This is a genomic window from Pseudomonas monteilii NBRC 103158 = DSM 14164 (genome assembly GCF_000730605.1).
Classification (GTDB): Bacteria; Pseudomonadota; Gammaproteobacteria; order Pseudomonadales; family Pseudomonadaceae; genus Aquipseudomonas; species Aquipseudomonas monteilii.
Genome location: NZ_BBIS01000010.1, coordinates 142,750 through 158,486 on the forward strand (window position 1 = coordinate 142,750; position 15,737 = coordinate 158,486).

At 59.0% G+C, this 15,737-nt stretch carries 19 protein-coding genes; 1 reads left to right on the plus strand and 18 read right to left on the minus strand.

The window, feature by feature from the left end:
• Positions 1-21 precede the first annotated feature (21 nt).
• Genes PM2_RS06215 through PM2_RS06225 form a run of 3 tightly spaced genes read right to left on the minus strand, consistent with a single transcriptional unit; the run spans position 22 to position 1,815 of the window.
• On the minus strand, positions 22-534 hold the full coding sequence (locus PM2_RS06215) for a single-stranded DNA-binding protein (protein ID WP_028700191.1): 513 nt from the start codon (positions 532-534) through the stop codon (positions 22-24).
• 13 nt (positions 535-547) lie between these two features.
• On the minus strand, positions 548-1,084 hold the full coding sequence (locus PM2_RS06220; protein WP_023628777.1) for a DUF3158 family protein: 537 nt from the start codon (positions 1,082-1,084) through the stop codon (positions 548-550).
• A gap of 5 nt (positions 1,085-1,089) precedes the next feature.
• Positions 1,090-1,815, minus strand: coding sequence for a PFL_4669 family integrating conjugative element protein (locus PM2_RS06225; RefSeq protein ID WP_028700192.1), 726 nt, complete (start codon positions 1,813-1,815; stop codon positions 1,090-1,092).
• Positions 1,816-2,053: 238 nt separating this feature from the next.
• Here PM2_RS06225 and PM2_RS06230 point away from each other — a divergent pair, with 238 nt between their 5' ends.
• The gene (locus PM2_RS06230; RefSeq protein WP_042131474.1) at positions 2,054-2,362 is read left to right on the plus strand and encodes a hypothetical protein; all 309 of its coding nucleotides are present in this window, start codon (positions 2,054-2,056) and stop codon (positions 2,360-2,362) included.
• 261 nt (positions 2,363-2,623) lie between these two features.
• Here PM2_RS06230 and PM2_RS06235 read toward each other — a convergent pair whose 3' ends face one another.
• The 15 genes from PM2_RS06235 to PM2_RS32005 form a co-directional block, all read right to left on the minus strand.
• Complete coding sequence (locus PM2_RS06235) at positions 2,624-3,343, minus strand: prepilin peptidase (RefSeq protein WP_051564725.1); 720 nt, start codon at positions 3,341-3,343, stop codon at positions 2,624-2,626.
• Positions 3,336-4,634, minus strand: a complete 1,299-nt coding sequence (locus PM2_RS06240) for an STY4528 family pathogenicity island replication protein (RefSeq protein WP_028700193.1) — start codon at positions 4,632-4,634, stop codon at positions 3,336-3,338. Before PM2_RS06240 ends, PM2_RS06235 begins: the two co-directional genes overlap by 8 nt.
• Entirely contained in the window at positions 4,631-5,326 is a 696-nt protein-coding gene (locus tag PM2_RS06245) for a DUF2857 domain-containing protein (RefSeq protein WP_023628772.1), read from the minus strand. Before PM2_RS06245 ends, PM2_RS06240 begins: the two co-directional genes overlap by 4 nt.
• Before the next feature lie 32 nt (positions 5,327-5,358).
• Positions 5,359-7,065 carry a ParB family protein gene (locus tag PM2_RS06250; RefSeq protein WP_028700194.1) on the minus strand — a complete coding sequence of 569 codons (1,707 nt, stop codon included), beginning with the start codon at positions 7,063-7,065 and terminating at the stop codon, positions 5,359-5,361.
• A 1-nt stretch (position 7,066) separates the two neighbouring features.
• Positions 7,067-7,414, minus strand: a complete 348-nt coding sequence (locus PM2_RS06255; RefSeq protein WP_028700195.1) for an Arc family DNA-binding protein — start codon at positions 7,412-7,414, stop codon at positions 7,067-7,069.
• An 11-nt stretch (positions 7,415-7,425) separates the two neighbouring features.
• Positions 7,426-8,430, minus strand: a complete 1,005-nt coding sequence (gene yejK / locus PM2_RS06260) for a nucleoid-associated protein YejK (RefSeq protein ID WP_028700196.1) — start codon at positions 8,428-8,430, stop codon at positions 7,426-7,428.
• Between the two features lie 225 nt (positions 8,431-8,655).
• Complete coding sequence (locus PM2_RS06270; protein WP_028700197.1) at positions 8,656-9,183, minus strand: hypothetical protein; 528 nt, start codon at positions 9,181-9,183, stop codon at positions 8,656-8,658.
• Positions 9,184-9,357: 174 nt separating this feature from the next.
• Positions 9,358-10,704 carry a replicative DNA helicase gene (gene dnaB / locus PM2_RS06275; RefSeq protein ID WP_028700198.1) on the minus strand — a complete coding sequence of 449 codons (1,347 nt, stop codon included), beginning with the start codon at positions 10,702-10,704 and terminating at the stop codon, positions 9,358-9,360.
• Positions 10,701-11,399, minus strand: a complete 699-nt coding sequence (locus tag PM2_RS06280; protein WP_023628766.1) for a DUF2786 domain-containing protein — start codon at positions 11,397-11,399, stop codon at positions 10,701-10,703. The genes dnaB and PM2_RS06280 overlap by 4 nt, the downstream gene beginning before the upstream one ends.
• On the minus strand, positions 11,399-11,641 hold the full coding sequence (locus tag PM2_RS06285) for a hypothetical protein (RefSeq protein ID WP_028700199.1): 243 nt from the start codon (positions 11,639-11,641) through the stop codon (positions 11,399-11,401). Before PM2_RS06285 ends, PM2_RS06280 begins: the two co-directional genes overlap by 1 nt.
• Positions 11,638-12,009 (minus strand): hypothetical protein, encoded by a 372-nt coding sequence (locus PM2_RS06290; protein WP_028700200.1) that lies wholly within the window; start codon positions 12,007-12,009, stop codon positions 11,638-11,640. Before PM2_RS06290 ends, PM2_RS06285 begins: the two co-directional genes overlap by 4 nt.
• Positions 12,006-12,755 carry a hypothetical protein gene (locus PM2_RS06295; RefSeq protein WP_028700201.1) on the minus strand — a complete coding sequence of 250 codons (750 nt, stop codon included), beginning with the start codon at positions 12,753-12,755 and terminating at the stop codon, positions 12,006-12,008. The genes PM2_RS06290 and PM2_RS06295 overlap by 4 nt, the downstream gene beginning before the upstream one ends.
• The gene (locus PM2_RS06300; protein WP_028700202.1) at positions 12,748-13,635 is read right to left on the minus strand and encodes a ParA family protein; all 888 of its coding nucleotides are present in this window, start codon (positions 13,633-13,635) and stop codon (positions 12,748-12,750) included. Before PM2_RS06300 ends, PM2_RS06295 begins: the two co-directional genes overlap by 8 nt.
• A gap of 225 nt (positions 13,636-13,860) precedes the next feature.
• Complete coding sequence (locus tag PM2_RS06305; RefSeq protein ID WP_016711988.1) at positions 13,861-14,820, minus strand: cation diffusion facilitator family transporter; 960 nt, start codon at positions 14,818-14,820, stop codon at positions 13,861-13,863.
• A gap of 91 nt (positions 14,821-14,911) precedes the next feature.
• Complete coding sequence (locus tag PM2_RS32005; protein WP_373446719.1) at positions 14,912-15,667, minus strand: methyl-accepting chemotaxis protein; 756 nt, start codon at positions 15,665-15,667, stop codon at positions 14,912-14,914.
• Positions 15,668-15,737: the final 70 nt, after the last annotated feature.

The window sequence follows — 15,737 nt, forward strand, 5'->3', positions numbered from 1 at the left end:
GCGCGCCAAATTAAGGGGGGGCTACAGGGGGATGTCGTCGTCAAAGCCTTCGCTGTAGTGGCGCATGTCGTCGGGGCTCGGCTGAGGAACGTTTTGAGCGTGGCCGCCGCTGGTCTGACTGCGCCCCTGACCTTGCTGGTGATTGGCCGGACGCTGACCATTGCCATTCGATGCCAGGGTGATCTGTTCGATACGATGCGGGAGGATCGCGATGCGGCTTGCCTCGACCTTCAGCGCCGAAACGTCTTCACCCGTTTGCTTGTCTTTCCAGGTGTCCATGATCGCCCGGCCAATGACCAGGACCCGCATACCTTTCTGGAACAGTTCAGCAAAGCGCTCCGCATCCTGATGCCACCACTCAACGTTGCACCAGAACCCCCCACGATCCTTGTAGCCACCCTGGCCATCAGGGATCGAGTTGTCGAACATCACATTGAGTCGCAGCATGTGCCGCGGATCTTTGTTGCCGTTGGCGAACGAACGGTGCTCAGCTGCGTTACCGACGTTGCCTTCCCAAACTACTGGTGTACCCATGGTCTATCTCCGTTCAGTGTTGAGGTGGGTTCATGACCTGCTGCAGTCGAGCCTGATATTCGGCCTCGGCCTGCCCCATTTTTTCTGCGCACTCGGCGGCCTGTTTGCCGATTGAGTGGATGAGGCTGATCTGCATGTTCAGGGTGATTCGGTGTTGCTCCAGGGCAAACAGGTCCTGCAGCAAGTGGGTTGGTGTTTTGGGGGCGTGGATCATCTGGGCCCATACGCCGACACCCATGCGCCGACCTTGCACGCTTTGCCAGCGAAGAAAGGTTGTGCCAGCTGCTGTGTTTTGCTCGATGAGCCTGACGGGCAGCAGGGCGAATGGATGCTGACGGACCTGGGCCAGCACTTCCTGGGTAATGGCGCGCAACCCTGCCTCCAGCGATGCGCAATGCTCCGCCAACTGGATCAGCTCCCCCTTACCTTTAAAGGGCTTTAAAAGGCCTTTTAGTGAGGCACTCTGTTGCAGCGCCTGATAGGCACCCTGTTGCAGCGGTTTGAAGGCACCCTGTTGCAGGGCCTCCATGGGTTGGGGGTCCAAACGCATCAGGATCAGGCCTCGCCTTCGAGATCGTCATCCAGATCCTCGACCGGGTCTGCGGAACCACGGCGGATGGGTGGGGCAAAGTTCGACCTGCGGGTGCCTTCCAGGATGTCCTGGGGGATGTCGCCGTAGCGCTTGTACATCTCGCGCGCGTTTTCAGACCGTGCATTGTTGGCGGCGAAGTCGTCACGCGATGCACCGGAGAATCGATGGAGCTGGGCCAGTCCAAAAAGACTGCGCAGCAGGTGAGCACCCTCGTCGATCCAGATCTCGCCATCGCGGCGGCCGATCATGGCGACGTGCTGAGCCAGCAGGATACGGCGGACGACTTCGTCGTATTGAGTCAGTAGATGGACGCCCTTGAAGCCCAGCGGGTTGGAGATGAAGAGTGGCAGCTTCAGCGGTTGAATGGAGAGGTTCTCACCGATTTCGAGCGCCTTGGGCAACTGGGCCATCACTTCATCCAGCCGGCTGTCGATGCCCTTCAGTGCATCGTCCACTTCCTGGATCTTCTCTTCGATCCTGATCATCCACCAGTCCGAGTATGGGTCGTCCTGGGCCGCTCCACGGTCGATCTGGTTGATCTTGAGGCAGAAGCCCGCCAGCCCGAGGATGCTGTGTTTGTCATCGGTCTTCTGGCGGCCCAGCCAGATTCGGGCAGCATGGTGGGTGTGGAGAGTCAGCTGGACCTGGCTCCTGAGGGAGCCGATGTTGAGCTGATAGTTGTCAGCCATGGACATGGTTTCCTTATATAAGGTGGGTGAACGTTGTCCATGCTGCTTTTAGGCTGTTGGGCGCGCAGTAATAAATGAAGAACCCGGGGTGCTGGATTTGTCCTAGTCGGTGCACACCATCCTGGTGTTGCGGGCCGCAACACCGACAGGGGATGCCAGTGGCAGCACTCGGTTGGCCGTCGGGGCCGGTGGCCAGGTCGGTGGGTGTTGCGGGCCGCAACACTCCCAGGTGGTGCCGGTGGAACCACTCGATCTGGCGTCGGGGCCGGTGTCGATACCGGTGAGTGATGCGGGCCGCATCACTGCCAGGCGATTCCGGTGGAATCACTCGACCGGGCTCGCGGCGGTGTCGGTGCCGGTGAATGATGCGGGCCGCATCACTATCAGGCGATTCCAGTGGAATCACTCGACCGGGCTCGCGGTGGTGTCGGTGCCGGTGAGTGATGCGGGCCGCATCACTGCCAGGCGATTCCGGTGGAATCACTCGACCGGGCTCGCGGCGGTGTCGGTGCCGGTGAATGATGCGGGCCGCATCACTATCAGGTGATTCCAGTGGAATCACTCGACCGGGCTCACGGCGGTGCCGATGCCGGTGCCGGTGAATGATGCGGGCCGCATCACTATCAGGGATTCCGGTGGAATCACTCAACCGGGCTCACGGTGGTGTCGGTGCCGGTGCCGGTGAATGATGCGGGCCGCATCACTATCAGGGGATTCCGGTGGAACCACTCGACCTGGCTCGCGCCGGTGTCGATGCTGGTGAATGATGCGGGCCGCATCACTCGACTAATGGTCCATGGGTTATTAATCAATGAGTGAGAATCACAAATGCGCTCCAACCTGAGGCGGAGATGAACGGGCCAAATGGAATTCTTGCGTCGGTAGATCGCTTTCCTAGGAGTATGAGAAGCATTGCGGCTAGACCTGCACCTAGCAGAGAGCAAACTACAGTCCAGCCAAGTACCTGTAGGCCGCCCCACGCGCCCATCAATGCCAACAGCTTAATGTCGCCTCTACCGATGCATTCTCGGCCAGTGATTAGTCCGGTTAGTTGACTCACAGACCAGAAGAACCCAAAGCCAACGACACACCCCCAAAGAGCGTCCTGCAGTACCGTGAACAGTCCGAAGGAGTTGAGGACTAAGCCGACCCAGAGTCCTGGTATTACCAGCGAATCCGGCAGTAGGTGGTGCTCACTGTCGATCAAGCTCAAAGTCAGAAGCGACCAGGTGAACAGCAGGGCACAGAAGGCCTGCATAGTTGGCCCAAAATGCATTGTCACCACGAGTGACAACGCAGCGCAGCTAATCTGCGCGGCCCAGATTACTTGCGAAGGGGTTCTGGCCGGTTGAAGGTCGGAATGTTTCTCTGAATCCAGCCCCAGCAGTTCCCGTGCATCCCGCTGCCATTGGCGCTCGAGGAGTGCAGGTAGGCAGCAAGCGCCCCAGGTACAAACGCGGCCCGCCAGCATACCAATCACAACAGAGGCAAATCCCAGGGTGATCTTAGAACCCATCCAATCACTCATCGGTAGGCTCCACGCGGCGTCGAGGGTCAAGCAGGGCCTGCAGCGAGGTCAGCGCGGAATTTGCTGTCTGCATCGCAGTCGCTGTCGGTGCCGGCTTGTGAACGGCGGGCTGAGTGGGCCGTGCTACCACGCTGGCCGCTGGCGATGACGTCGCAGTTGCAGCAGGCGCTGTAGGGCTCCACTCTGCGTTGAAGTCACCCCGTATGGCCTTGCCAGCAAGGCTGGTCAGGTATGCAAGGGGCTTGGCGACACTCCCGCTAGTACAGCGATGCTTCCACTGGTTGATCACCGCCTCTCGGAGATTCTCCGGTACCGGCCCCATGATCTCACGTGCCTTCACACGGTCCTCTGGCTTGAGGAGATCTAGGGCAAGTAACCAGTTCACACCTGCACTCTCGCGCGGTTGTACAGAGCTTTTAGATACAGACTTGTCTGTATTTGTATACGTACTAGCTGAGTTCGGACTCCGAACTGAGGGTGAACTCAGTGGTTTCAGGCTAAGTTCGGAATCCGAACTGAGGGGGAGGGCCCCCTGTTTCGCTGAGTTCGTACTGAGTTCGGATTCCGAACTCAGTCCATCCCCGGCTAAGTCTTGCTGAGTTCGGATTCCGAACTCAGGCGCGGGCAGTGCATTTTGTTTGGTTTCAACTGCCCAGGTCTGGGCGTTCAGTCGATCGCTAATCGTGTCAATGCGCGAGGGAAGTCGTCGGCCAACGTCTGGATCGCTGGTGAATTCTCTCCAGGTAATTGCCGCGATGTCCTTGATCGCTTTGTTCTGATGCTCCATGGATTGCATCAGCAAGGTCATGTAGTCCTTGTCGAACTCCAGGGCCTCCGCCGGCGTGACAGGCTCGTCGTGTAGGAGGTAGACGTTCCCCTGAACCTGGCCGTTGATCTCATTCCGCACGGTCCGGCCCAGGCTTAACCAGCGGGTCAGACGGAGCACCGTCAAGGCTTTTGCCACGGTTTCTCTAGAGGCGTGTTTACCTGGATTCATGCCCAGGTAGGGCCGCAGTTGGTCATAGGTGGGGAAAGCCGTGATTCCATCTTCGTTGACCAGCAGTCGAAAGACTTGCCAGCAATTGCGTTCCAAGGGGGTCAACCGATTGTCGAGCAGGAGTTTACGCGGGACCGTTTCATGCGGATTTCCGCTGAAAATTATCCCGGAGTAGGGTGTAGCAGGCGCTGCAGTAGGGGCGGTGTCCTCAGCTCTCTTCTTCTGCACATGGGCCTCGAGTTGCCCCGAGGCCGAATCTAGGAGCGTGGAAATCGGGAACCGTGTGAGCTTCATCTTCTCTGATCGCCTTCTCCAGGATGGATAGAGGCGGTGCCGCTTTCATCGACATGACGGAGGCCGCCCTCATCTAAAAGGGTGAGCTGTCGTCGCTCAGTGACTCGGGAGCGTTCAGTGCTGCCTGGATACAAGCCTTGTTCGACCCACTGAGTGATCCGTGACCAGATCTGCGCAAGCGTGAGACCGTCCGTGCTCAGCTCCTCGGCAACCAGCATGGCCACGTCGAGCATGGCCAAGCTGTCCTCGAGCTCGACGCGGTGCTCATCCATCAACTTGGTCCAGCGGTGCCAAATATGGTGATCCTGATCTTCAGAGAGCTCTGGCCATCGACCGCGTGGGGCACGCACCCCAATGACGGTACGCTGCAAGGCGATCTCTTGAGGTGTGAGCCCGAAGAACTTGCCGAGCAAGCTGGTCGTGGCCCCCAGCCGGATCGCGCGCTCGATAAGCCGAGTTTCCTCTTCTGTACGCGCGGCGCCGGTCAGAAGCTTGAGGATCATTGAGCTGTTGATTGACACGTTGACCCATGAAACAGGGGTATTGCGGAGCAAGCTGAGGACTGTTGGGTGCTGGATCTGGCCCAGCACCTCTGGTTCAACTCCCATCTCTACACAGCGCTGAAGTTGACCGTTACGCATGAGGTCAAGCAGCTGTGAGAGAACCGCTTCGTTAAGTGTTGACTTGGACATTGAGACTCCCTCCCATTCATCTCATCGAGTATTCAGTTGTCCTGGACTGGCGAGGACCGTTTGAACTCTTCGATTTCCAAGTCGATCAGCCGTCGAGCCAGCCGAATGATGCGGAATAACTTAACCAGCGCACCGTCGCTCAAACGGCCTTCGTCACCTGGTGCTTGATCTGCACTCAGGGGCTGGCCCAGCAATAGTTGGCCCAGGCCAGCAGCGAACTCAAATTCAGCAAGTGCGCTGGCAGGATCAGGTTGGTCGCTCAGCATCTTCAAAGCGATGGCCATGGCACCGCTTAACGACTGAAGCAGGGTCAGCGTATGTTGAGCTGTTGCAGTGACTTCAACTTCGGTTTCCGGCTGTTTGTACTTGAACCCGATCCCTCCATCGATAACCTGGATATCGCCAGGGCCGTTGACGGATTCGAGGATCTCCACGGCCAGTTGAGCTACCTGGTTGCGCAACTCGCCAGGTTGGTCAATCTGACGCTCGATGTACCAGAGGTCGGTAATGGGGTGCAGTCCGCCGGCTTGCACGGGGATGGCGACCAGGCAGTTCGAGTTGAAATCGGGCAGCGTTTCCCCGCTGAGGGCGGCAACCTTCGCTTTGGTCTCGATCACCCGCTGGCTGAGGTTCGTTGGGGACGCGATATGCCCTGCAATCCGTTCCTGCTCTTGCTCTGGTGTGAGCGAAGCTCCCGGCATTGGAGCAGCTGGCTGGTGGGGAGGCTCAGAAGGCTTCGGCGAACGCCCAGTAGCTTCAGGTAGCTGTTGCGATGCCGGTACCGGTGAAGCTGTACCAGTGCCCAACAGGCTGGCGGGATGATTACTGGACTTGCCGGTACTCGGCACTTCTACCACTGGCGTTGAGCGACGCAGCTTATCCTGCTGCTGGGTAATCTCCAGCAGAATGTCCTCGTAGCCGAGCTGCAGCGATTTTTTCATCGTGCCGATGAGCTCGTCCTGGAAGCGCTGGAACAGGAATTCTTCCGCTTCTCCCTCGAACTGGGCAAGGACGTCCTGGAACAGCATTTCGAAGTCAACGCCTTCATTGCTGTAATGCTTGTCCCAGCAAGCCAATGCAGATTTTCTCAGCGCGATTATTTTCGTGATCCGGTCGATACCGAGACCGGAGTAGAGCAAACCAGGCACTGCAGGCAGCAAAAATTGCAGGGTATCCAGCATCCTGCTGATATGGGACTGAGAAATAGGGTACCCATCTTTAGATAGGCGTCGAGCGAGCTCGCGCTGGGAAATGGTCTCGCCGCTTTCCTCCTCATAAAGCGCCTTCGCTCGACCCACCGCGACAGCTCTCTCGATGAATTTGAGCTCACCTTTGAGATCCTCGGCCAGGTGACCGGTGAGCATCACGATCTCGCCCCGGATCTGATCCCATGGGCGGAACAGAACATTAATCCTCTGAAACCTTTCGTCGCCAGTTTCCTGGAACAGCTCCTTCAGAATTGTGATTCGCGTGTTCCCACCGTTGCGGATCCGGTATTTTTCCTCTCCAGGTCTGCGTGTTACAGGCGGAGGGGTGTCGAGGCCACGGTGGCGGATCGACTCCTTGAGTTCATCGTATCGTGGGTTGCGAGTGGTACGAGGGTTATCCTCCCAAGGGAGGACCTGCTCGACAGTCAGCACCAATGGGGTGTCCGCGATAGGGTCACTCATGGCCGCGGTGGTGCCTGTAGGGGTGAAGCCTGGAGCGAGAAGCTTGGCTTTGAGGTCTGTAGCGGCCATCTCAAGCTCCTACCGCAGCAACGTGCGGGTGAGCCAGAGGAGAGTGGCGAACCAGGTGCAGCACTTCCTGAATGTCGTCTTGAGTGGGAACAGCATTTTGCAACAGGCGATCGATGATCCGGTATGCGCGGGTCAGCTCGGATCTCAACTCATCTGCGTTGGCGCCGTCGCCCTGGGCTTTCTGCGCTGGTTCAAATTGACCGTTGAGTAGTGATTGCTCGAGGCGATCGATGATTTCGCTGTTCATGGAACGATGGTTCTTGCGGGCGACTTCTGCCACTTGTTCACGCATGCCATTCGGCAGGCGAACCACGAACTTGTCAGCGGTACGGGAATTGGTTGCGTTCATGGTGGTTCTCCTTACTGGCGGCGTTTGAGTTGGTCGGTGAGCTGAGTGGGCAGGTTCTTGATCGTCAGCGAGCCGGTGTCGGCGTCGTAGGTGACGTTGGAACCGAGCAGGTGCGCCTCAAAGCTGATCGACAGACCTTCGGCGCGGCCGGTGAAACGGCGGAACTGGTTGAGTGTGCGCTTATCGGCCGGGATCTCAGGGGATAGGCCGTAGTCGCTATTGCGGATGTGGTCGTAAAACGCCTGAGGGCGGTCTTCATCGAGAGTCTGGGACAGCTCTTGAAGAGAGAGTGGCTGCCCCAGCTTCGTTTGGGTGCTGGCATAGTCGAGCAGCGCGTGGGTTTTCTCCCGGGCGCTTTCTTCTGGGAGATCCTCTTTCTCGACGTAGTCGGTGAATGCCTTGAGAAGCGTGCGGGTTTCACCTGGCCCGTCGACGCCTTCTTGGCACCCGATAAAGTCGCGGAAGTAGTCCGAACTCTTCCTGCCGTTTTTGCCTTTAACGAAGGAAATGTACTGCTTCGAGTTAGGGTTGTTGCGCCACTCGCTCAGGTTGATCCGGGCCGCGCAGGAGAAGTTGCTGGTGTCCAGGTAGCGAGAGGCTACAACATTAAGATCACCGTCCAGGCCGACGGTTTCGACCTGCTGGAGGACAGCGATCATCAAGTACTCAGTCAAGCCTTGTTGGTAATGGCTGAAGAGCACGTGGCCACCGGTGGACAGGTTGACCTCTTCAAGCAGTTTCTGCAGGTGTTCGACAGACACACGGCTGAAGCTGGTGAAGTCTTGCTGCTCCTCCAGGTACTGTTTCAGCCAACCGCTGAATGGGTACGCACCCGACTCCCCATGGAAGAAGCCCCACGCTTTGCCTTGCTTGGCGTTGTAGCTGTCGTTCAGGTCGCCCTGGAGACTCTCGATAGCATCGGACGGTGGGAGCTCAGTGTCACGGGCATGAAGGACGGCGGGGCTGCCGTCGGGCTGCTTGTCGAGCTGGTGAATAATTACGTGTCGGATCGGCATTATTGAATCCCCCGTGAGGAGCTGTTTTGGACTTCCGCACGTCGAAGCAACGCCCGGGTGTTGCGCTCGGAGCGGTGGTCGCTAGGTGTGCAGGAAGTGAAAATCGGTGCGAAGCCGGACTTGCTGAACTTCAGGTGGCCGCTATTGGACCTGGAGAGAGTCCAGCCCTCGGAGAGGGCAAACTCAGCAAGCCGGCGGACACTGTCGTGGGCGCCGCGAAGAAGGTTACGCATTGGATCCGGCCTCCTTCGGGCAAAGTGCATCACCTGCTTGGATGGCCACGATTTCCGGGGTGCAGCCCGGATATTGGGTGGCCAGGTCGGTGAGGAACTCACGTGCAGTCTCGCGCGATCCAGGAATCCGGAAGACCACGGTGCAGTGATGAGCCTCGTCCACGGAGCTGGTCAGATGGGGGGTTACTGCAACCTTCAGACCGCAGCTCAGGAGGTGCCTTGGTACCCATACGGACCAGAAGTAATTGGTCAGCAGGGATGGTTGGCCAAGGAGGGTCGCTGCCAGCGTTCCAGCATCATGGCTTTCCAGCTCGACGTACTGCAGCTGTGCAAGCTCTTGCAGAGCCTCATTCAGCTCAACAGGCACCGTGGTTTCACCGAACTGGGTGAGCCGTGAGACAACCTGGCTGAGAGCATCCAGCCAAACCGCGTTTACGCCAGACTGGTGCGCGAATGCCAAGGCCGATTGGTCGGTGTTTGCGATTGCAGGGATCGAAGGGTAGATCTGCTCAGCCTGCATTGGGCACCTCCGAGAGAGGAACGGGGTCATAGCTGCCGCAGACCGGGCATACCAGAACCTCTGCCTCACCTTCAGGGGTATGCTCAGCAGGATGCACTTGCCGTACCTGATGAAGCGCGAAGTGCCGGCCACAGTTAAGGCAGCCATGCGTAATCAGATGGGGTTCTGTGAGCGTCATGCGGCAGCTCCTTGCCAATGGTCAGCAGTGAGGTTTGCGAAGCGAGTTTGGTTGGCGATAAAGGCTGCGCGTACATAGCCCGTAGGCCCTTGGCGTTGTTTGCCGATAATCAGCTCGGCAATCCCCTTGAACTCGGTGTTTTCGTTGTACACCTCGTCTCGGTACACGAAGAGGATGATGTCGGCGTCTTGCTCGATCGCTCCGCTGTCGCGCAGATCGGCGTTGACTGGTCGTTTGTTCTGACGTTGCTCCAGAGCCCGGTTGAGCTGGGAAAGAGCTACGAAGGGGCAGTTGAATTCCTTCGCGATCCCCTTGAGGGAACGAGATATCTCGCTGATCTCATTGGCCCGGTTCTCTTGTCCAGGGCAGCGCATGAGTTGCAGGTAATCCGCCATGATCAAGCAGGGCTTCCCAAAGCGCCGGCTAGCCCGTCGAACCTTGGCGCGCATCGCAGCAGGAGTGAGATTCGCACTGTCATCGATGACCAGACGGTTGCCATATGCATTCATGCGATGGACGGCGGCGGACAGTTTGGGCCAGTCCTCGTCCTGCAACTGACCGGACAGGAGCCTGCTCAGGTCGATGTGGCCCAGAATTGCCAACATTCGATAGATGAGGGCCTCGGTAGGCATCTCCATGCTGAACACCAGCACGATCTCGTCAGGCTTACTGGTCAGCGCGGCATCTACGATGCTCAAGCAGAACGAGGTCTTGCCCATGGATGGGCGCGCGCCGACGATGATCAGGTCTGCTGGCTGCAGGCCGCGCGTCATTTCATCGAGATCAGTGATGCCTGTTGGCACCCCCGTTACGGTCACATGACCGTTGAAATTCGCGTCGATCTTGTCGACGACAGAGAGCAGTGCCTCGTTCATATTGGCGAATTCGCGGACCACGCGACCTTCGCCCAGCGCGAACAGCTTCTGCTCGAGCGTGTCCTGAACCTCCGCCGCGTCAGCAGCGAGCTCAGCTGCATCCCGTGTCCCCTGGAAACACAGGGACATGATGCGACGAAGGTGTGCACGATTACGCACGATCTCCGCATACGATTGGATATTCGCTACAGACGGGGTGTTCTTGGCCAGCTCTGCCAGGTAGGAAAGTCCTCCAACCTCCTCGGGGACGGCCATCTGCTCGAAAATCGTCACCACGTCGAAAGGGCTGTTTTTCTCTGACAGTTCCTGGATAGCGGTGAAGATCAGCCTGTGTTCGCCCCGAAAGAAGTCATCTGCCTGCAGTAGGTCACCGACGAGATCCCAGGCTTCGTTGTCCAGCATCAGCCCGCCCAGGACGCCCTGTTCGGCCTCCATGGAGTGAGGAGGTGAATAGCTCAGGTCGGTCATCTGGCACCCCCGTGGGAAATGCCAGGCTGTTCGGTGCGGCCAACTCCGTGGTGGAGCTGGGCATGCCGGCCTTGCCGAATACCTGCGTACAGCGAGCTACGATCGTGGCCTTTGGCTTCGCTTGGCGTGATGTCGCTTTGCTTCAAGTCAGGGTGATGCACGGTCAAGTAGGCCGTGATCTCTGCCTTGATCTCCGGAGCCAGGTCACCCGCGAACTCTCGAACTTTGTAGGCCACTGCTCCAATCCAACCCTCCGCGAAGAGTTGGCCGCGGCGTCGTTTGGTCTTCAGCTGGCACCGTTTCTGCTGCGAGACATGCTCGCGACGTGCTTTCTGTAACTGCAGGACGAGGCTGCTGTAGGCATAGGCAGCCAGATCCGGACCGATACCCTTGCCCAGGAACTTGAAGCAGTAACCCTTCAATGGGTGGTAGTAGGAGAGGTGGCTGCAGTCAAATGCGGCTGCACACGTTCCGGCGAGGGCATGCAACCAATCCGCTGGGGATCGACGTGTGCCCGTGGGGATGCTTGCTTCAAGGACTTGGCTGGCCCGCAGTTCGTCTGCGTCGATGTTGTACTGGGCCATGAGCGAGCGGGCCTGGCGCAATGCGATTGCTGCCTCGTTCGTGTTTGCCCCTGGGCTGTTGGCCAAGGCCATCAGCTTGGTGACTTTGTCGAGGATCTTCTGCTTGTCCATCAGGAGCCCTCCCCAAGTCGGCGAGGTTGTCCACGCATAGCTAATGCGATCAGCACCAGGAGATTCAGCGTCCCGACCGTGCCGAGCGCATAGGCCGAATAGACCGAACCCTGCAGAGCGATCTCGGCAAGCGGGGCTTTGAAGATTGAACCCAAGCCGTAGGCGGTCGCCAACGCTACGGAGCAGTTCATGAGGTACAGGCACAGTGAGCCCGCGAACTGGGAAATGGGGCCAGAAGTCATCGAGCACCTCCAGACTGCTGGTGGAGGGGATCGGCGCCGATGAATACCTCGGCGGGCACCTCCGCCCATTCCGTACGGAGTGCCTCAAAATTGCCCTCGTTCCAGCAGCGCAGGAACTCCATGGGAGACTCACATGGATGTTCTAGGGCATACGCGATCGCGGCCACAGCGGCATCGGGAAGGCTCAGCTCAAGCGCCAAACTCCCATCGTCGGTCACTGCGAAATTGCCAGTGTTGAGCTGGAATGACATTCCATTCAGCTCCACCTTTACAGGTGCCCAGGTGGGGACTTGGTGCTCCTGACGGATCGTAGTCAAACGATCTTGAAGCATGCCCAACGTGAGTGTTTTGGGGAGTTGTCCCTTCATGAGGCATCCCCTTGTCCAGCACTTGGGAGCAGGGCCTCTTGCCACAGGCGCAGGGTCTCGCGTTCGTGTGCCGTCAAGGCAGCCAGGCCTACAGCTTCGGCCACTTTCTCCTGCAGGAGCCGCAGGCGTTCCTCTACTGACGAGCCATCGTCATATGCGAGGTGCCTGGTCACATCATCGATCAAGGAGTAGCGGATTGATCTGATGTTGCTGAGACGGTGCTGCTCCACTGTATGCCCATAAAGCCGATCAGGTGTCTTCAGCTCGTTTCGGATGTAAACGTTGAATTCAGAAGGGTTGTAGGAGGTGTAGAACTGCCGTGCACGATTCAGGATGAGTGCAGCCTTGATCGTCTCCAATAGCTCTTCAGGGGTTTCGGTAGGCAACGGGAATGTACGTGCAACCAGCTGCTTCGACAGTGCGTCCCGCGCATCTTGTCGCCGTTTCGCGGCCTTCTCGGTCCGAACACGCTTTTCCTTCGCGTGGGTCACGTTGTGGCCGATCGAGTTAATGAGTTGTGCGGCATTCCGCAGTAGATCGCGCTGTTCATGGCTCAGAAGGTCACCGAGCGACCCGAGTAGTCCGCTCCCGATCGACCAACCGTTGGCCAGCTTGTGCAGATCTCCAGACGTAGACGTCAGCTTTTTCTGGATGCCGCGTAATTCATTGGAGCTGTAGAGTTTCCCAATTCTGAGGACTTCGTCGGCCGTGATCCCGGCAGCCTCGGTAATCGTGTGCTTACTCATCGCGGCGGGCCTCCTTCGCGATCTCGGCAACACGCTCTTCGGTCATTGCCTCGAAGCGGTCTTTCCATTCTGGGAACGCTTCGATAGCCAGGTTGCGGATGACGCTCAGCGCTGACGGCGACTTACGGTTCGAAGGTTGACGATATTCAAGCCGGTGCGCCGGCACGCCTTGGCTCGCGGCTTTCTTGAAGATGACGGCATCTGGAATGATCGATTGCAGGACGGTGTAGTCAGGGTTCCCGTCGAAAATTTCACGGACGGTGCGGTGGATCTCGCGCGCGTCAGCAGTTTCATCCAGGCCGTTGATGATGATGTTGATGTGGGGAATGGTGAGGCCGAGGCGTGCGTAACTGCGCAGGCCATCCATCATATGGATGGTCCCACGGCTGAATTCGCGCGCGGCCAACATGTTCGGGGGGAGGGGGGAGAGGATGATGTCGGATGCAAGAACGACCATCTCCAGCATCGCAGAGCGGGCGCCCTGGGTGTCAAAGAGGATGAGGTCGTAATCGGCATCGAAAGCCGACATCAGGTTGGCTAGTCGCAGTCTGCCATCAGGCGCCTGCAGTATGAGGTTGTTGAGCTGGTTGTTGGCGTCGTTCGAAATGATGACGTCGAGATTCTTGATCGACGTGCGGGAGATGATCTTGGCCGGGTCGGTCTCGTTGTACGACAGCAGCTCGAAAATGCCGCCCGGGGCAGTGTACTCCAGGGGGAAATAGGAGGATGCGGAAGGCTGTACGGGGTCCAGATCGATGAGGAGGGTGCGCAGCCCAGCGTCTGCTGTGAATGCCCCCAGATTGGTGGACCCGGTGGATTTACCGGTGCCGCCTTTGGTGGAGACCTTACCTGCTCGTTTTGCTTTCTTCGGATGTGTCATTGCCATGCCTCTAATGTGGATTTCATTAGAGGCTGCGTGCCCAGGCGCGGAGTGGTGCTGAAAAACCCCTCCCTAGGTGGAATTTTCGGCCTAGATCCCAATTGTCTTTTAACCAATTGGTCGTAGGTTCGAATCCTACACGACCCACCATACTCAATACGTCAAAGCCCGCTACCGGCAACGGTCGCGGGCTTTTTCGTCCTCAGCGCGTCATGCGCTCCCAGCTTACTCAGCCCACTCCGGATCCCCGGTGAACACCACCGTCAGCCAGCGGTCAGGCCCTTCGCCACCGACGGCATCACCAATCTCGTTGCGCCATGCGTCCCATTCATCGATGGTCTTCGCCGCCATGGCCTTTGGCACGATGAAGTACAGCTCGATCTCCCGCGAGCGCCCGACCTTGGCCACATAGGCGCGGTATGACTGCAGCCCGTGGCGGGCAACGAAGGCCTTGGCCACTTCATCCACATGCAGCTTGAGGTCGCCAGGGGTGACCAGAAATATTTCTGACAGCGCCTGACGCACCACCGACATCGGCAACGGCACGATTACCAGGCACACCAGCGCCAGCACGGCCGGGTCGATGTACGGTGATACCCACTCCAGCGACGTGCCCTGCACCGCGTAACCAAAGCAGAACGCAATCAGCAGCGCGGCGGTGATGCTGGCCGACATCACCCAGCCCTTGACGTCCATGCGCACGAAGTCTGATTTCAGCTTGCGGTTGGCGCGGGCTTCGACCACGGCGATGGTCACGCAGGTGATCACGGTCAGCACCGCATAGATCATGGCAATGCCGAATTCGAGGTGACGGCCGCCTTGCAGCAGGCTGCTGACGGCGTTGATCAGCGCGTAGATGGCCACGCCGCTGAGCAGAATGCCGTTCAGTGCCAGCACCATGGGTTCCAGGTGCCAGAAACCCATGGTGAAGCGCTCGCGCAGCTTGCGTGACATCTGCACGCTGGTGGTGTGCGAAGTGATCAGTTTGACCACAACAAGCGACAGGCCACTCATGCTGGCGTCGACCAGCGAATAGACGCCGTCGAAGACGATGGAGTAGGAGCCGGAGGCCACGCCGAAGGCGATACCAATGCTGGCGATGAACAGGGTGACGGCAATCGAGGTGCGTAACAGGCCCTGTTCGCTGGTGATGTCGAAAAAGGTGGATCGGGTTGCGGTATGCATGAATTGTGCTCTAGAAAACGATAATGCTGTGGTGTCTGCAGGGGCCTCTTCGCGGGCAAGCCCGCGAAGAAGGCGCATTTGCCCTTACAGGCTAGACGCGGAATTGCTCCATCAGCGCCTGTTGTTGATTGGCCAGCCGGTTCAGTGCCTGGCTGATGCGTGCCGATTCGTCGGCTTGGCCGGCCAGCGACTCGGTCACATCCCGAATGCCGGCTACGTTGCGGTTCACTTCCTCAGCCACCGCGCTCTGTTCTTCCGCGGCCGAGGCAATCTGCAGGTTCATGTCGCTGATCACGGTCACCGCTTCGCCAATGCGCTGCAGTGCCGGTAGCGCCAGTTCCATGCGCGTTGCGCTGTCCTGTGCCTGGCGCTGGCCCTCGTGCATGGCGCCCACGACATCCTGGGTGCCTTGCTGCAAGCCTTCGATGACCTGGCGAATCTCCTCCACCGACACCTGCGTGCGCTGGGCCAGCCCGCGTACTTCATCGGCGACCACGGCAAAACCGCGCCCGGCCTCGCCAGCACGGGCCGCTTCGATGGCGGCATTCAGCGCCAGCAGGTTGGTCTGCTCGGCGATGGTGCGGATCACTTCCAGCACCGTACCGATCTGCCCGCTGCGGTCTTGCAGGGCTCGTGCCTCGTCCATGGCGGTGTCCATGCCGGCAGCCAGGCGGTCGATGCCCTGGCGGGTGCTGTCGATCAGCTGCAGGCCTTCGCGGCTGGCCTGGTCGGCGGCGCGCGCGGCCTGAGCCGCCTGCGAGGCGTTGTGGGCGACATCCAGGGCGGTGGCGCTCATCTCGTTGGCAGCCGTGGCCACCTGCTCGATTTCGCGGTGCTGCTGTTGCATGCCGTTGCTGGTCTGGCTGGCGATGGCGGCTGACTGGTCGGCGGTGCTGCGGGCCTCCTGCAGTGAGCCT

Coding starts and splice junctions, on each gene's coding strand:
- PM2_RS06255 (WP_028700195.1), bottom strand. CDS start 7,414: ATGAACGCAACCAATTCCCGTACCGCTGACAAGTTCGTGGTTCGCCTG.
- PM2_RS06225 (WP_028700192.1), bottom strand. CDS start 1,815: ATGGCTGACAACTATCAGCTCAACATCGGCTCCCTCAGGAGCCAGGTC.
- PM2_RS06295 (WP_028700201.1), bottom strand. CDS start 12,755: ATGAGTAAGCACACGATTACCGAGGCTGCCGGGATCACGGCCGACGAA.
- PM2_RS06300 (WP_028700202.1), bottom strand. CDS start 13,635: ATGACACATCCGAAGAAAGCAAAACGAGCAGGTAAGGTCTCCACCAAA.
- PM2_RS06220 (WP_023628777.1), bottom strand. CDS start 1,084: ATGCGTTTGGACCCCCAACCCATGGAGGCCCTGCAACAGGGTGCCTTC.
- PM2_RS06215 (WP_028700191.1), bottom strand. CDS start 534: ATGGGTACACCAGTAGTTTGGGAAGGCAACGTCGGTAACGCAGCTGAG.
- PM2_RS06245 (WP_023628772.1), bottom strand. CDS start 5,326: ATGTCCAAGTCAACACTTAACGAAGCGGTTCTCTCACAGCTGCTTGAC.
- PM2_RS32005 (WP_373446719.1), bottom strand. CDS start 15,667: ATGCAACAGCAGCACCGCGAAATCGAGCAGGTGGCCACGGCTGCCAAC.
- PM2_RS06280 (WP_023628766.1), bottom strand. CDS start 11,399: ATGGACAAGCAGAAGATCCTCGACAAAGTCACCAAGCTGATGGCCTTG.
- PM2_RS06240 (WP_028700193.1), bottom strand. CDS start 4,634: ATGAAGCTCACACGGTTCCCGATTTCCACGCTCCTAGATTCGGCCTCG.
- PM2_RS06285 (WP_028700199.1), bottom strand. CDS start 11,641: ATGACTTCTGGCCCCATTTCCCAGTTCGCGGGCTCACTGTGCCTGTAC.
- PM2_RS06305 (WP_016711988.1), bottom strand. CDS start 14,820: ATGCATACCGCAACCCGATCCACCTTTTTCGACATCACCAGCGAACAG.
- dnaB (WP_028700198.1), bottom strand. CDS start 10,704: ATGACCGACCTGAGCTATTCACCTCCTCACTCCATGGAGGCCGAACAG.
- PM2_RS06290 (WP_028700200.1), bottom strand. CDS start 12,009: ATGAAGGGACAACTCCCCAAAACACTCACGTTGGGCATGCTTCAAGAT.
- PM2_RS06270 (WP_028700197.1), bottom strand. CDS start 9,183: ATGCAGGCTGAGCAGATCTACCCTTCGATCCCTGCAATCGCAAACACC.
- PM2_RS06235 (WP_051564725.1), bottom strand. CDS start 3,343: ATGAGTGATTGGATGGGTTCTAAGATCACCCTGGGATTTGCCTCTGTT.
- yejK (WP_028700196.1), bottom strand. CDS start 8,430: ATGCCGATCCGACACGTAATTATTCACCAGCTCGACAAGCAGCCCGAC.
- PM2_RS06250 (WP_028700194.1), bottom strand. CDS start 7,065: ATGGCCGCTACAGACCTCAAAGCCAAGCTTCTCGCTCCAGGCTTCACC.